A 13896-nucleotide genomic window follows, 5' to 3' on the forward strand; every position below is an offset into this window, starting at 1 on the left:
GCAGTCTCGCACAAGCCCCATGCTCACGATGGTTGATCACACCGGCTAACTAGGAATTGACGGTCGAACGATCCAGATCAGGCTCGAGGTAGATCACCTGCGCGATCGGTATCGCCTCGCGCACCCGCCGTTCGGCGGCGTCAATCGTGGCAGCGACCAGCGGCAGATCCGCGTTAGGTGCGATCGCGATCTTGGCCGCAACCAGAAGCTCCTCCGGGCCCAGATACTGCGTACGGCAATGAATTACCCGCTCAACGTGATCGGTTCCGGTCAGCGCGTCCAGGATCGCCTGCTCCTGCGCCACGGTCGCACCCTCACCGATCAGAAGGCTCTTCATCTCGACCATCAGAACAATCGCGATGATGCCCAGCAGCACACCGATCGCCATGGTTCCGATCCCGTCCCACACCGGGTCGCCGGTCAGGATCGTCATGCCAACGCCAAACAGCGCAAAGGCCAGCCCCAGCAGGGCGCCGGTGTCTTCGAGCAGTACGACGGGAAGCTCGGGGTTGCGTGAGTTGCGGATGAACTGCCACCAGCTGGCCTTGCCCTTCAGCGGCTTGGACTCCACGAACGCCGTGCGGAAGCTGTAGCCCTCCAGCCCTATCGCCAACACCAGAATCACGACCGCGACGATGGGCGACTGAAGATGCTCAGGCGCATGGATCTTGTGATAGCCCTCGTACAGGGCGAAGACCGAACCGAGCGTGAACAGCACCAGCGCGACCACAAAGGAGTAGAAGAATCGGCTGCGCCCATATCCGAACGGGTGCAGACGATCTGCTTCCTTACTCGCCGCGCGCTGCCCGTAGAGCAGCAGACCCTGGTTGGAGGTGTCCGCCACCGAGTGCACGGACTCGGCAAGCATCGACGAACTCCCGGTGATCAGGAAGCCGACGAACTTGGCCGCCGCAATCCCCGCATTGGCTGCCAGCGCCGCGATGATCGCCTTCTTACTGCCGCCTGCCGACATCGACTCTCCTTCTGTTCCCTTCGCGCCTTGCCCGGTGACTCGCTATGCGTCCACGTCGACTGTTGCCATGAACACGCGCGCATCGGACTGCCCGACCAGCGTGACATTTCCACCGTCGGCCGGCACCCATACCGACTGGCCCGCATGCACCGCGAGGTCCGGCCCCGAACCGTCCAACCGCACGCTGCCCCGAGTGCACAGCAGTATCCGTGGCCCTTTGATCCCTACCGGTATGCGTTCGCCATCCACCAGATCGAAACGCGACAGCGCGAATTCCTTGGCGGGCGTGAGATACCGGGTCTGGGCGCCGTCGGTCACCGTCTCGACGTGCAGGTGTTTCTCGGCGGCAGGTGAAAAATCCAGCACCCGAAGCAATTCGGGTACGTCAACGTGCTTGGGGGTAAGCCCGCCCCGCAGCACGTTATCGGAGTTGGCCATGATCTCGACCGCCAGGCCGCGCAGGTACGCATGCAGGTTTCCGGCAGGCAGGTAGATCCCCTCCCCCGGTTCCAGGGTGAGCCGGTTCAACAACAGCGAGGCGAGCACTCCCGCATCGGCGGGATACCGCTCGCCCAACTCCAAGAGGGTGCGCGCCTCGCCGACGAAACGCTCATGCCCGGAGGACAGGTAGCGCACCGCGCCGTCGAGCACCGCCGGCACCAGCACATCCAGGCTCGGCTGCGGCAGGGTTATCCAGGTGGTGAACAGGGCGCGCAGCCCGTCGGCATCAGATTGACCGGCGAGCAGATTCACATACGGTGTCAGCGCATCGACATTCAAAGCGCGAAAGAGTTCGACGGTATCTCCGGGATCGCGGAAGCCGGCCAGTGCCTCGAAACGGTCCAGCGCCACAACCAGTTCCGGCTTGTGATTGCGATCGCGATAATTGCGCACCGGAGAGTTGAGCGGCATCCCCGCTGCCTCTTCGCGGGCGTACCCGTCGGCCGCCTGCTGCGCGCTGGGGTGAGCCTGCAACGACAGCGGCTCGTCGGCCGCCAGCACCTTGAGCAGGAATGGCAGCTGATCACCGAACTCCGCCACCGATGCCGGCCCCAACTGACCGGCCGGGTCCGCCGCCACCACATCAAGCAATGACTGTGCGCCACTGCCGGTTTCCAGGTAGGCGGGATCGGCTGGGTGCGCACCCAGCCACAGCTCGGCTTCCGGATGCGGCGTAGGCGTGGGGCGTCCGGTGAACTCGGCGATCGCCGTCCGCGAACCCCAGGCGTACGTCCTGATCGCCCCCCTGAGCAGATTCACAGCCCGGATCTCCCCCCGCCAAGCCGGGCGTACACCGAGGCCATTTCGAGCCGCGTCGCGAGCATCATCAACTGCGCGAGCTCCGACGGCCGTGCCCCCACGTCGCCCAGGTCGGTGGTGCTCACCAGCTCGGTCTCGTCGATACCGTCGATCCTCGAGGCGACCGATTGGAAGTCACTATCGGTCGCCAGGGCAAGGATCCGCGGTCGACCACCACTGCGAGGACCATCGATGAACTCATCATGAAACAGCGAGCTCTCACCAGAGCTCCTACCCGACAACGTGTCCCGCATCGCGGCCAACGCCTGCGGAAGACCGCACGCGGTCGCGGTGCGCTGCGTCAGCCTCAGCAGCGTCGCCGCGGCGTGTTGAGCGAGCGCCACGGTCACCGAACGATCTCCGCAGAACACCACCGGACCAGCGGTCAAGCGCGTGGCAATCACCTTGGCGGCGTTGGTGAAGATCTCGCGGCCCACAGTGTTCCGGGATACCTCACCATCCACCTCGTCGGCGATGGTCATGACGTCAGGCGCGATGGCCTTATCGAGCGCTCCCAGCACGGCCGCGCCGACGGCAAGATTGTGGGCAAGGCTGAAAGTGTCCGGGACCCGTAACCGGGGCGCCAGCGAAATCGCCCGCCCGGCACCGGAATATGCCAAAGGGCCCTCATCGGGGGCGGCGATGACTACCCGGGCACCACGGCGCGTGCCCACCGACACCGCAGCGCTGAGTACCGGGTCACCGGCATCGTCGCCAGCGACCACCATGACATCGAGCGGGCCCACCCATACCGGGGCCCGAGTGGCAGTCACGAACGGAAGGCTCACCGTGTCCGACAGCGCCCCAGCCAGAACCGCTCCCGCCGTCGCGGCGGTGCCGCGACCCGCGACCCAGACAACCGCGCGCGACCGGTCTTCGGATTGAAGAGGCTCCAGGGCGCCCTCGGCGATAGCCGTGCCGACCGCACGCACCTGAGAGCCGGCCATCGACGCGGCCTGTAGCGAGCCATCGCGATCCGCCGCCAACAGCGCTTCGGCGTCGTCCAGATCGATGGTGACGTTCATCAGGTCGCGGCCTCGGTGCGGTCAACCAACTCGGTGACGCGTGCGACCACGGCCGCGACATCTTCGTCGGTGCGCGCCTCCACATTGAGACGCAGCAGCGGCTCGGTATTCGAGGTACGCAGGTTGAACCACGTCCCGGTGCCGATGTCGACGGTGACACCATCGAGGTGGTCGATCGAAACTATTTGTGTGCCAAATGACTTCAGCACCTCATCGATACATGCCTTGGCATTCGAAACGCGGAAGTTGATCTCGCCGGAGGACGCGTACCGCTCGTAGTCGGACATGAGATCCGACAGCGGCCGGTCCTGCTCACCCAGAGCCGCCAGCACGTGCAGCGCCGCCAGCATGCCGGAGTCGGCTCCCCAGAAGTCGCGGAAGTAGTAGTGCGCGGAGTGCTCACCGCCGAAGATCGCCCCCGTCTCGGCCATCAACGCCTTGATAAACGAGTGGCCCACCCGGGACCGCACTGGTGTTCCCCCGTGCTCGACGACGAGCTCGGGGACGGCACGCGAGGTGATCAGGTTATGGATGACGGTGCCACCGATTTCCCGCTCCAGCTCTCGGCGCGCTACCAAAGCAGTTACCGCAGAGGGAGATACGGCCCGCCCGCGCTCATCGACCACAAAGCACCGATCGGCGTCGCCATCGAAGGCCAGCCCGATGTCGGCCCCTTCGGAAAGGACGAAGGCTTGTAGATCACGCAGGTTCTCGGGATCGAGCGGATTGGCTTCGTGGTTGGGAAAATTACCGTCCAACTCGAAGTACAACGGCGCGAGCGCGATCGACGCAATAGGACCCAACACCGCCGGGGTCGTATGCCCTGCCATCCCGTTTCCGGCATCCACTGCCACCCGGAGCGGGCGCGTTCCGCTCAACTGAACCAGTGACCGCAGGAAATCGCCGTACTCGGCGAGGACATCGCGCTCGGAGACGCTGCCCACTGGACCGTCATGCACCGGCACACCGTTGATCAGCTCATCACTGATGATGGACAGGCCGGTGTCCTTGCCCACGGGCTTGGCACCCGCGCGGCATAGCTTGATTCCGTTGTAGGCGGCCGGATTGTGACTGGCGGTGAACATGGCCCCCGGGCAGTCCAACAACCCCGAAGCGAAATACAGCTGGTCGGTGGATGCCAGCCCGATCAGCACGACGTCGACACCCTGTGCGGTAACACCCTCGGTGAACGCCTGCGCCAGACCGGGCGACGAGTCCCGCATATCGCGACCGACCACGATCCGCAGCGGTGTACCGGCGTCCGCCCCCTCGGCCTTGACCAGCCGCGCGAACGAGGAACCCACGTCGAAGACAAAAGACTCGTCGATCTGCTCGCCCAGGAGACCACGGACGTCGTACGCCTTGATGACTGCGTGGACAGCGTCGGCGGACCGGGCCATGACGAGAGTGCTCCTATTGATCTATCGAGAGAGGGGGACGTTAGGTGTCGCTGGCCAGCCTAGTGGTCGGCGAGTATCCAACGTGAACGTCCGGCGAGAGGCTACAGAATGTCATCGGGCCGAGCCGAAACTACCTGATCAGAGTTACTCGGCTGGATCAGGCAGAACGCGCAGGTGCCCACGGCGCCGCCCGACCGGAGCCGGATGCACGGGCCTGGGGGCAGCGGAGGTGGCGGGCGATCCCATATCGAGTGCCGGCTCGCTGAATCCAGCAGCGGCCACCCGGACACCGGCAGGTTCCCGCACCGCGTCGGCCAGGGCGACCAGGTCGTCATCCTCGGGATTCGACGGCAAGGGGCCGTTGTACCGGACGAGCTCCCACCCACGGGGCGCGGTGATCCGGCTCGCGTGCTGCGCGCACAGATCCCACGAATGCGGCTCGCTGGACGTGGCCAGCGGCCCGACCACGGCCGTCGAATCCGCGTAGACGAACGTCAACGTCGCCACGGCGGGACTCGGGCACCCGGGCCGACAGCAACGACGGGGGGCTCTCACAAACGTTGAGGCTAGCGTGCGCAAACACGTTCCGACCCGCAGACACGCGCTGTGAACCGACCGAGACCCTCCGGTGATCGGGCAGAGACCCCGGGGTGACCGGCTCGTTGCGATTCGCCAGCCACAGCAGCCACACCGTTACCATTTCTCGTATGTCACGTGACGGACGGCGCGGCGGCTCGGCTAGCGGGTCGAGCTCGCAGGGCTCTCGAAGGGGACGCGATTTCCGCGGCCCCCTCCTACCGCCAACCGTTCCCGGCTGGCGCTCACGGGCCGAGCGTTTCGATATGGCGGTCCTGGAGGCCTACGAGCCGATCGAACGGGCGTGGCAGTCACGATTGGAGGGGCTGGATGTCGCGGTCGATGAGATTCCCCGCATCCAGCCCAAGGATCCCGAGTCTGTGCAGTGGCCGCCGGAGGTCATCGCGGACGGACCGATCCCGCTGGCAAGGCTGATTCCTGCTGGCGTGGACACCCGGGGTAACACCACCCGGGCGCGAATTGTCCTGTTCCGCAAGCCGATCGAATTACGCGCGAAGAAATCTGGAGATTTGTCGGATCTCCTGCACGATCTACTGGTCGCGCAGGTTGCCACCCACCTGGGGGTGGAGCCGTCGGTGATCGACCCATCCATCACCGACGAGGGCGATTAACCCGCCCTGGTCGAGCACAGAACCCGGAGTTAGATGATGCCCCGCTTCAGGCGGCGGCGCTCACGCTCGGACAGCCCACCCCAGATGCCGAACCGCTCGTCATTGGCCAGCGCGGACTCAAGGCACTCGTCCTTGACCTCGCAGCCCTGGCAGATGCGCTTGGCCTCGCGAGTCGACCCGCCCTTCTCAGGGAAGAACGCCTCGGGATCGGTCTGTGCGCACAGTGCCTTCTCTTGCCACTGATCGTCAGCTACACCGATCAACGCATCAAAATCGTTCTGCACCAACGTCAGATGCGGACGTGCGGGCGGCAAGCCCGTCGCACCCGTGCCAACGCCGGAACTCAGCTCGTCGTGTACGCCAAATTCATTGCGCCCAAACAGCATCGTCCCGCCTCCTCACTGTTCCTCTTGCATCCCAATACAGCTCGTAATGCCCGGTTTCGTGCCACATCGTTGTTTTCTCGGCCATTTCCATTCGAACATCTGATCGAATCTCGGTCTGCGCCTGTAACTTCCAAACTCAGCCCGAGGAATGACACTGGTGTGATTACACACGTGTTCGCTGCCGGGGTCAAGCGAAGGACGAAAATTCATACCATCTGCGACCGACAAAATCGGCGTGGCGCCCTCGTGGCGTGTCGCATCATTGCCGGCGCACTAGTCTGGGTCAGCGTGAAACTCACCGTCCTCGTCGGCGGCGTCGGCGGAGCACGCTTCCTGCTCGGCGTCCAGCGCTTGCTCGGATCAGACTCCAGCAAGCATCAGATAAGCGCCATCGTGAACATTGGCGACGACGCCTGGATGCATGGCGTCAGGATCTGCCCTGACCTGGACACCTGCATGTACACCCTGGGCGGAGGCGTCGACCCCGAGCGAGGCTGGGGACACCGCGGCGAGACCTGGAACGCCATGGAGGAGCTGGCGGCCTACGGCGCCCAGCCCGACTGGTTCTCACTCGGCGACAGGGACCTGGCCACTCACCTGATACGCAGTCAAATGCTGCGAGCCGGTTACCCGCTATCAGCGGTCACCGAAGCGTTATGCAATCGATGGCAGCCCGGAGTCCGGCTGTTACCCGCCAGCGATGACCGCTGCGAGACCCACGTGGTGATCACCGACCCCGCCGACGGACAGCAGCGTGCCATCCACTTTCAACAGTGGTGGGTACAACACCGCGCGCAGGTTCACACGCACAGCTTCGCGTTCGTCGGCGCGGACGAAGCAAAGGCCGGGCCGGGTGTTGCCGAGGCCATTGGCGAGGCCGATGTCGTCTTGCTGGCTCCGTCCAATCCGGTGGTGAGCATCGGGGCGGTACTGGCGGTCGGTGGAGTTCGCGGAGCGCTCCGCACAACCCCCGCTCCGGTCATCGGATACTCGCCGATCGTGTCGGGCAAGCCGCTCCGCGGAATGGCCGATGAATGTTTGCGCGTGATCGGTGTCGAGGTGAGCTCGCAAGGTGTCGGGGAACACTTCGGCGCCCGTTCACAGACCGGCATCCTGGATGGCTGGCTGGTCGGCGAGGGTGACGCGGCTCACATTGCGGGAGTTCAGGTACGGTCAGTTCCGCTGCTCATGACCGACCCGGACGCGACGGCGGCAATGGTGCGTGCGGGACTTGACCTGGCCGGAGTTACCCTATGACCTTAGCTGTGGATTCCCCTGCACCGGAACATGGTTCAGCGGCTCCGGTAGAGATCTTACCCGTTCCGGGCCTGCCCGAGTTCCGCCCTGGTGACGACATCGCCGGGGCCATCGCCGAGTCAGCGCCGTGGGTCCGCGACGGCGATGTGATCGTGATCACCAGCAAGATCATCTCGAAGGCCGAGGGCCGAATCGTCGCCGCGCCCACCGACCCCGAGGCTCGAGACGCCTTACGGCGCAAATTGATCGACTCCGAATCGGTCCGCGTGCTGGCCCGCAAGGGCAAGACGCTGATCACCGAGAACACCATTGGCATCGTGCAGGCCGCGGCCGGAATCGACGCATCCAATGTGGATACTGCCGAACTCGTGCTGCTTCCCGTTGACCCCGATGCCAGCGCGACCGCGGTGCGGGCCGCACTGTCGCGCCAGCTGGGCGTGAACGTAGCGGTGGTGATCACCGACACCATGGGCCGGGCCTGGCGCAACGGCCAGACCGATGCGGCCATCGGATCTTCCGGCATCTCCGTCCTCTACGGCTACGCCGGTGCAAAAGATAAGCACGGTAACGAACTTCAGGTGACCGAGGTGGCCATCGTCGATGAGATCGCCGCTGCCGCCGACCTTGTCAAGGGCAAGCTCACCGACGTGCCCGTCGCGGTGGTGCGCGGCCTGGCGGTGTCCGATGACGGCAGCGCAGCCCGCGATCTCCAGCGCTCGGGCCCGGACGACCTGTTCTGGCTCGGCACCGCGGAGGCCTTGGAGCAGGGGCGCCGCGATGCGGTGCTGGTGCGCCGCTCCATCCGGCAATTCGCCGACATCGCAGTCGATCCCGACCTGCTACGCGAGGCCATCGGCGAGGCGCTGACTGCGCCCGCGCCGCATCACACCCACCCGGTGCGATTCGTGTGGGTGCGGGATCTGACGAGACGACGTGCACTGCTGGACGCCATGAAGGAGGCGTGGGCCGTCGACCTCAGCGGGGACGGTCGCACCCCCGAGTCCGTGGAGAAGCGGGTAGCACGCGGACAGATCCTCTATGACGCGCCCGAGGTCGTGATTCCATTCCTAGTACCCGACGGCGCACATGACTATCCCGACGAGCGCCGGAATGCGGCGGAACGCACCATGTTCACTGTCGCGGTCGGTGCCGCGGTGCAGGCACTCCTGGTGGCATTGGCCGCGCGGGGCGTGGGGAGCTGCTGGATCGGCTCCACCATCTTCGCGGCAGACGTGGTACGCAGGCAGCTCGTCTTGGACACCTCATGGGAACCGATGGGCGCCATCGCCATTGGGTATCCCCACGGTTACCCCGACGAGGGATTGACACCACGCACTCCCCTGCCGGCCGGCCAGATGCTGGTGGAGCTGTGACCGGACTGCGCGAGTCTGCCGTCGAGCTGCTCTCCTTGTGGGAGGCGCCCGATGCGGAGCAGGACAGCCTCCGGCATTCGGTGCTGGCATTCCTCGACGCCAACCCGGACGCCTGCCGCCGCCGCAGTGCCGCCGGCCATATCACCGCCTCGGCGCTGGTGGTCAATCACGACGGATCGCAGGCGCTACTGACCCTGCATCCTCGCGTCGGTAAGTGGCTGCAGCTGGGCGGCCACTGCGAGGAGGAAGACTCCACGATCCGGGACGCCGCCCTGCGCGAGGCCACCGAGGAGTCCGGGATCGCGAATCTGACTCTGGCATCGAATCTTCTTGGAATACACGTACATCCGATCACGTGCTCGCTGGGTGTGCCGACGCGCCATCTCGACCTGCAGTTCTTGGCTCATGCACCCGAAGGCGCTCAGATCACCGTCAGCGACGAATCACTCGACCTGCGCTGGTGGCCCATCGATCAGATTCCGGATGAAGACCACTCGGTCGTCGTATTGGCCCAACGGGCGCGGGCACGTCTGCGCTGAGCGCGCGACCCAAGCTCCGCGAAGTCAGGTAGTGCATTACGCGCGTCTCGCGACATCGACGGTCGTATCGTGCCCTCATCAGCGGTTATTTGGTGAGGTGCACGCATGGAAATCAAGATTGAGACGCCCTTTGGCGCCACCGCGAAGATAGCGAAAGACAATCCGGGGCGATCCCCCGGCGAGGTCGAGCCACAACAGACGTTCACGCTCGGCAACCTGCGACCGCCAATCCGGGCACTCCTGGTGCTCCGCGTGGCCGCCGACGGCGCGATCGTCATGTGGCTGGCCATCTGGAACGCCACGCTGACCCAGAACGCGTGGGACCTACTGGGGACGGCACTGCTCCTCGCCATCGGCATTACCTGCGCACTGGCGATCGGGGCAATGCTCAAGTACAGGCACAGCTCAGTGCTCACCACACTCGTCAGCCAGGTCTTCGTGGTGTGCCTTGCCACCTATGTGTGGCTGCTCGACCTGCGCAGTCCGGCCAGCCAGATCTGGGGCATCACGGGAATCGCGTTGGCGCTGGGCGCTATTGCCTTGTGCTGGGTGTTGCATCTAAGCCGGTACGCGGTGGGCGCCCTCACCAGAACCGGCATCGCCATCGTCGCACTCTTTCCCCTGATTGGGTTGGTGCAGTTCTGGATTCAGAACGAATACGTGCCACACAGTTCACTTCCCCTGATCGACGTGCAGACCGAATTGTCGCCGGTCGGCTCGACCGGCCCCATCATCCACGTCCTGGCGAAAACCACGCTGCACAACCGTGGATCGTTCCGCGTCGACCTGCCCGCCAGCCTGACCCGCGTCGTCGTGTATCCGAAAGGCACACCCACGGAGCCCCCTACGCCGGAGACCGTAGCCGCGCACCTGAATGCACTCGGGAGTCAGTTCGGCGACTACCGCGAGACTCCGGCGATGCCCGCCGACGCACACCTGATCTATGCCGGTGCGGCCGGCTCGTCCGGCGGGGCGTTCCTGGCTCCCGGATCGACGAGCCAGGGCACCTCCATCATCGACATCGATTCGCGGACCGTCCGGTTGGCGGTCATGAAGGTCACCATGATCGCGGTCACCCACCGGTCGGTGAAGGAAACACGCACCTGCTACTCCCCTCAGGTGGCACTCGGCCAGGATGTCATCGGGTTCCTGCGCGAATCAACCGTCGTCCACGATTTCTTGGGCGGTAAGGCGTTGTGTACCGAAACCCAGTTCGCATCCCGTGGTGTCATCGAGGAACTGGTTTCCGATCACCCCGTATTACGGATCTTCACGATGGTGCAGGCCGCTGGAGCGACCACACCGATACTGTTGCCGTTCTTCGGCACCCATGACTCGCTGGAGAATCCGCTGTCAAGCACGAAAGCGTCAACGATCATCGAGAACGCCAACCCCTCAGGCATATTCGGATCCTCGGCCGAATACGCACCATCCGACGCCGACCTGCGGCCGGGCGCTTAGACGTCCGAGGAGTACCTGATGCCGCCGTCGGGAATGGTGATTCCGGGCCACACCCGGGCGCCGCGCAGCAGCTCGCACCGCGCGCCGATGTCGGCACCGTCACCGATCACGCCGTCGCGCACCAGTGCGCGCGGACCGATGCGGGCGCCAAACCCGATGATGGAACGTTCCACCACGGCGCCCGCTTCGATGCGCGCACCGTCGAAGATCACCGCACCGTCAAGCCTTGCCCCCGGGCCGATTTCGGCTCCCCGGCCCACCACGGTGCCACCGATCACCACCGCGCCCGGTGCCACCGACGCGCCATCGTGCACCAGCGCCTCACCCGGATGTTCGGGAATCGCCGGTGACGGCGCGATGCCGCGGACCAGGTCGGCCGAGCCGCGCACGAAATCCTCGGGAGTTCCCATATCGCGCCAATAGCTGGTGTCCACAAATCCGCACACCTTGGCACCACCGCTCAGCAGTCCCGGAAAAACCTCTCGCTCAACCGAGACCGGCCGACCAGAGGGAATCTGTTCGATTAGCTCACGCCGGAACACGTAGCATCCGGCGTTGATTTGATCGGTGGGCGGATCTTCGGTCTTCTCCAGAAACGCGGTGACACGACCATCAGAATCGGTTGGCACACAACCAAACGCGCGCGGGTCACCGACGCGCACCAGGTGCAATGTCAAGTCGGCCTGAGTCTTCTCATGGTGCGCGAGAAGATCTTTCAGATCCAGACCGGACAGCACATCGCCGTTGAAGACGAGGGCGGTGTCGTGGCGCAGATGCTCCAGCACATTCCGGATGGCCCCGCCAGTGCCCAGCGGCTCTGTCTCTGTGACATATGTGATCGACAGGCCCAGCTTGGATCCGTCACCGAATTCCGACTCGAAGACCTCGGCCTTGTAGGACGTCCCGAGCACCACGTGATCGATCCCGGCCGCCGCCACCCGCGACAACACATGTGTCAGGAATGGGAAGCCTGCGATCGGCAGCATCGGCTTGGGCGCCGAGAGGGTCAGTGGGCGCAGCCGGGTGCCCTGCCCTCCCACCAAGATGACGGCATCGGCTTTCACGGTCCCCGATTCAACACTGCCAGATACAACACTGTCAGGCATTCGCATCTCCTTGCTTGTCCCGGCGCCGATTGGCGCGGACCGCCGCGCGCACCACGATCGCGGATCGAGCCGCCAGCGCGCTCCGAATGCTCCAGCGCAACGGCGCCTGCCACCAGTGTGGGTGCCGGTCGGATTGATAAATGTAGACGCTGTCGTGATGAGCGGTGAGGCTGCGTGCGGGGTCACGTCCGGCCGCGTGCCCCTTCGCATGCACCACCTCGGCACTGGGCGCGTATACGTTCTGCCAGCCCGCGCGCGCGAGCCGGTCCCCGAGATCGACATCCTCCATGTACATGAAGTAGCGCGTGTCGAATCCGCCGATGGCGTCGAAGGCCTTGCGCCGAAGCAACAGGCACGACCCCGATAGCCAGCCGACGACGCGCTCGGACGGTTCCATCCGGTCCTGGCGGTATGCCGCGGTCCAGGGGTTGGTGGGCCATACCGATCCCAACAGCGCGTGAAGCGCGCCCCCCGTGAGGGTCGGGACCACTCGTGCCGAGGGATACACCGAGCCGTCTGGCTCACGAATCAGCGGACCCAGTGCGCCCGCCGCGGGCCATCGCTGCGCAACCTCGAGCAGCGCGTCGATGCTTCCCGGGCCCCACTGCACATCGGGGTTCGCGATCACAATCCACTCGGCGCCGGGATCGACCTGCCCCACCCCCAGATTGGCGGCCTTCCCATAGCCGACATTGCCCCCGGTGCGGAGCAGCTCCACGTCGGGCTCCTCGGCAGCGCCTTCGGGCACTCCGTCGGTGGAACCGTTGTCGGCCATGATCACCCGCACGGGGCGATCGGTGGCGTGGCGCAGCGTGCGCAGGAAGCGGTCGAGGTGCTCGCCGGGCGAGTACGTCACCGTCACCACGGCGAGCTGCTCGGGGGAAACCGACGAGCCACTCGGGCGAAGGGGATCAGGCACGGTGCTTGAGGGTACCTACTCCTAGTTTGTGGCCAGCGCCTCAGCCAACGCGTCCCGCCATGGGCGCAGCGGCGCCAGGCCCGTGCCGGCCCAATGATCGCTGTCCAGCGCCGTGTACACCGGCCTGGGCGCGGCACTTGGAAAATCGACGGACAGGCAGGGCTGCACTCGCGAGGCATCCGCCCCGACCAGCTCGAACACGGCCTTCGCCCAGTCGAACCGGTTCACCACACCGCCGCCGGCCGCATGCAGGATCGGAGCCTCGACGCCGGAGGCCGCCAAGTCCAACAGCCCCTCGGCGAGGTCTGCCGCATACGTCGGGGACCCGGTCTGGTCGGTCACCACGCGCACTGGCCCGTCCCCGGCCGCCAGTCGCCTCATGACACCGACGAAATCGCCGGTGATTCCGGTGTAGACCCACGCGGTGCGCACCACCTGGGCTGTCGGCAGGACAGCGTGAACGGCCTGTTCGCCTGCGAGCTTGGTGCGCGCGTACACACCGGTCGGACCCGTGGCGTCACCGGGACGGTAGGGCCGTGGGCTGGCAACACCGAACTCACCGCTGAACACGTAGTCGGTAGAGATATGGATCAATCTGGCGCCAACCTCACGACATGCCTGGGCCACCCTCTCGGCCCCCGTCGCGTTAACCGCGTGCGCCCTGGCCTCATCGGTTTCCGCGGCGTCCACGGCGGTATAGGCGGCGCAATTGATGACGGTATCCCCCGCAGCAATCACCCCGTCGGGCGCACTGTCGCGGGTAATATCCCAGTCAGTCGAGTTCAGAGCCCGGATGGGGAGGTTACGGCGTGCGGCGCGAGCAATGAGGTGGGTGCCCAGCTGACCGCCCGCTCCGGTGATAACAAGCACACCAAGAGTCTGGCACGCCGACTTCGCTTCCGAGGGATGAGCGCCGCCCCGACGTAGCCTTGACAAGGCTTGAGACATGT

Annotated in this window: 14 protein-coding genes; 5 read left to right on the plus strand and 9 right to left on the minus strand. The window is 65.4% G+C overall.

Annotated features, from left to right (window positions below; all coding sequences use genetic code 11):
* Window positions 1-49: 49 nt before the first annotated feature.
* The 5 genes from B4400_RS01725 to B4400_RS01745 all read right to left on the minus strand — a co-directional run bounded on the left by B4400_RS01725 (window position 50) and on the right by B4400_RS01745 (window position 5252).
* A complete protein-coding gene (locus B4400_RS01725) occupies window positions 50-973 on the minus strand; it encodes a cation diffusion facilitator family transporter (protein ID WP_078308708.1) in 924 nt (307 codons plus the stop codon).
* A gap of 42 nt (window positions 974-1015) precedes the next feature.
* Window positions 1016-2233, minus strand: a complete 1218-nt coding sequence (gene manA, locus B4400_RS01730) for a mannose-6-phosphate isomerase, class I (RefSeq protein WP_078308707.1) — start codon at window positions 2231-2233, stop codon at window positions 1016-1018.
* The gene (locus tag B4400_RS01735; protein ID WP_078308706.1) at window positions 2230-3297 is read right to left on the minus strand and encodes a TobH protein; all 1068 of its coding nucleotides are present in this window, start codon (window positions 3295-3297) and stop codon (window positions 2230-2232) included. The genes manA and B4400_RS01735 overlap by 4 nt, the downstream gene beginning before the upstream one ends.
* On the minus strand, window positions 3297-4697 hold the full coding sequence (locus B4400_RS01740; RefSeq protein WP_078308705.1) for a phosphomannomutase/phosphoglucomutase: 1401 nt from the start codon (window positions 4695-4697) through the stop codon (window positions 3297-3299). Before B4400_RS01740 ends, B4400_RS01735 begins: the two co-directional genes overlap by 1 nt.
* A 144-nt stretch (window positions 4698-4841) precedes the next feature.
* The gene (locus B4400_RS01745) at window positions 4842-5252 is read right to left on the minus strand and encodes a DUF3499 domain-containing protein (protein WP_078292357.1); all 411 of its coding nucleotides are present in this window, start codon (window positions 5250-5252) and stop codon (window positions 4842-4844) included.
* Window positions 5253-5404: 152 nt separating this feature from the next.
* Between B4400_RS01745 and B4400_RS01750 the strand changes: the two genes are divergently transcribed.
* A complete protein-coding gene (locus B4400_RS01750; RefSeq protein WP_078292358.1) occupies window positions 5405-5905 on the plus strand; it encodes a metallopeptidase family protein in 501 nt (166 codons plus the stop codon).
* Window positions 5906-5934: 29 nt separating this feature from the next.
* On the opposite strand, the gene B4400_RS01755 is transcribed toward B4400_RS01750, so the two are convergent.
* Window positions 5935-6189: a WhiB family transcriptional regulator gene (locus B4400_RS01755; RefSeq protein WP_078292359.1), complete on the minus strand. Its 255-nt coding sequence runs from the start codon at window positions 6187-6189 to the stop codon at window positions 5935-5937.
* Window positions 6190-6579: 390 nt separating this feature from the next.
* On the opposite strand from B4400_RS01755, the gene cofD reads away from it, so the two are divergent.
* The 4 genes from cofD (at window position 6580) to B4400_RS01775 (ending at window position 10921) form a co-directional block, all read left to right on the plus strand.
* Entirely contained in the window at window positions 6580-7548 is a 969-nt protein-coding gene (cofD, locus tag B4400_RS01760) for a 2-phospho-L-lactate transferase (RefSeq protein WP_078308995.1), read from the plus strand.
* A complete protein-coding gene (locus B4400_RS01765; protein ID WP_078308704.1) occupies window positions 7545-8921 on the plus strand; it encodes a coenzyme F420-0:L-glutamate ligase in 1377 nt (458 codons plus the stop codon). Before cofD ends, B4400_RS01765 begins: the two co-directional genes overlap by 4 nt.
* The gene (locus B4400_RS01770) at window positions 8918-9460 is read left to right on the plus strand and encodes an NUDIX hydrolase (protein ID WP_139361222.1); all 543 of its coding nucleotides are present in this window, start codon (window positions 8918-8920) and stop codon (window positions 9458-9460) included. Before B4400_RS01765 ends, B4400_RS01770 begins: the two co-directional genes overlap by 4 nt.
* A 105-nt stretch (window positions 9461-9565) precedes the next feature.
* Window positions 9566-10921, plus strand: a complete 1356-nt coding sequence (locus B4400_RS01775; protein WP_078308702.1) for a hypothetical protein — start codon at window positions 9566-9568, stop codon at window positions 10919-10921.
* Here the strand turns inward: B4400_RS01775 and manB are convergent.
* The 3 genes from manB to rfbD all read right to left on the minus strand — a co-directional run bounded on the left by manB (window position 10918) and on the right by rfbD (window position 13816).
* Window positions 10918-12027 carry a mannose-1-phosphate guanylyltransferase gene (gene manB / locus B4400_RS01780; RefSeq protein WP_078308701.1) on the minus strand — a complete coding sequence of 370 codons (1110 nt, stop codon included), beginning with the start codon at window positions 12025-12027 and terminating at the stop codon, window positions 10918-10920. The two genes, B4400_RS01775 and manB, sit on opposite strands and share 4 nt — an antisense overlap.
* Window positions 12020-12892, minus strand: a complete 873-nt coding sequence (locus B4400_RS01785) for a glycosyltransferase family 2 protein (RefSeq protein WP_078308700.1) — start codon at window positions 12890-12892, stop codon at window positions 12020-12022. The genes manB and B4400_RS01785 overlap by 8 nt, the downstream gene beginning before the upstream one ends.
* Before the next feature lie 75 nt (window positions 12893-12967).
* The gene (rfbD, locus tag B4400_RS01790) at window positions 12968-13816 is read right to left on the minus strand and encodes a dTDP-4-dehydrorhamnose reductase (protein WP_078308699.1); all 849 of its coding nucleotides are present in this window, start codon (window positions 13814-13816) and stop codon (window positions 12968-12970) included.
* Between the last annotated feature and the right edge of the window lie 80 nt (window positions 13817-13896).

This window comes from Mycobacterium sp. D16Q13 (assembly GCF_002013375.1).
Taxonomy (GTDB): domain Bacteria; phylum Actinomycetota; class Actinomycetes; order Mycobacteriales; family Mycobacteriaceae; genus Mycobacterium.

Coding starts and splice junctions, on each gene's coding strand:
- B4400_RS01735 (WP_078308706.1), bottom strand. CDS start 3,297: ATGAACGTCACCATCGATCTGGACGACGCCGAAGCGCTGTTGGCGGCG.
- B4400_RS01750 (WP_078292358.1), top strand. CDS start 5,405: ATGTCACGTGACGGACGGCGCGGCGGCTCGGCTAGCGGGTCGAGCTCG.
- B4400_RS01765 (WP_078308704.1), top strand. CDS start 7,545: ATGACCTTAGCTGTGGATTCCCCTGCACCGGAACATGGTTCAGCGGCT.
- B4400_RS01725 (WP_078308708.1), bottom strand. CDS start 973: ATGTCGGCAGGCGGCAGTAAGAAGGCGATCATCGCGGCGCTGGCAGCC.
- B4400_RS01740 (WP_078308705.1), bottom strand. CDS start 4,697: ATGGCCCGGTCCGCCGACGCTGTCCACGCAGTCATCAAGGCGTACGAC.
- manB (WP_078308701.1), bottom strand. CDS start 12,027: ATGCCTGACAGTGTTGTATCTGGCAGTGTTGAATCGGGGACCGTGAAA.
- B4400_RS01775 (WP_078308702.1), top strand. CDS start 9,566: ATGGAAATCAAGATTGAGACGCCCTTTGGCGCCACCGCGAAGATAGCG.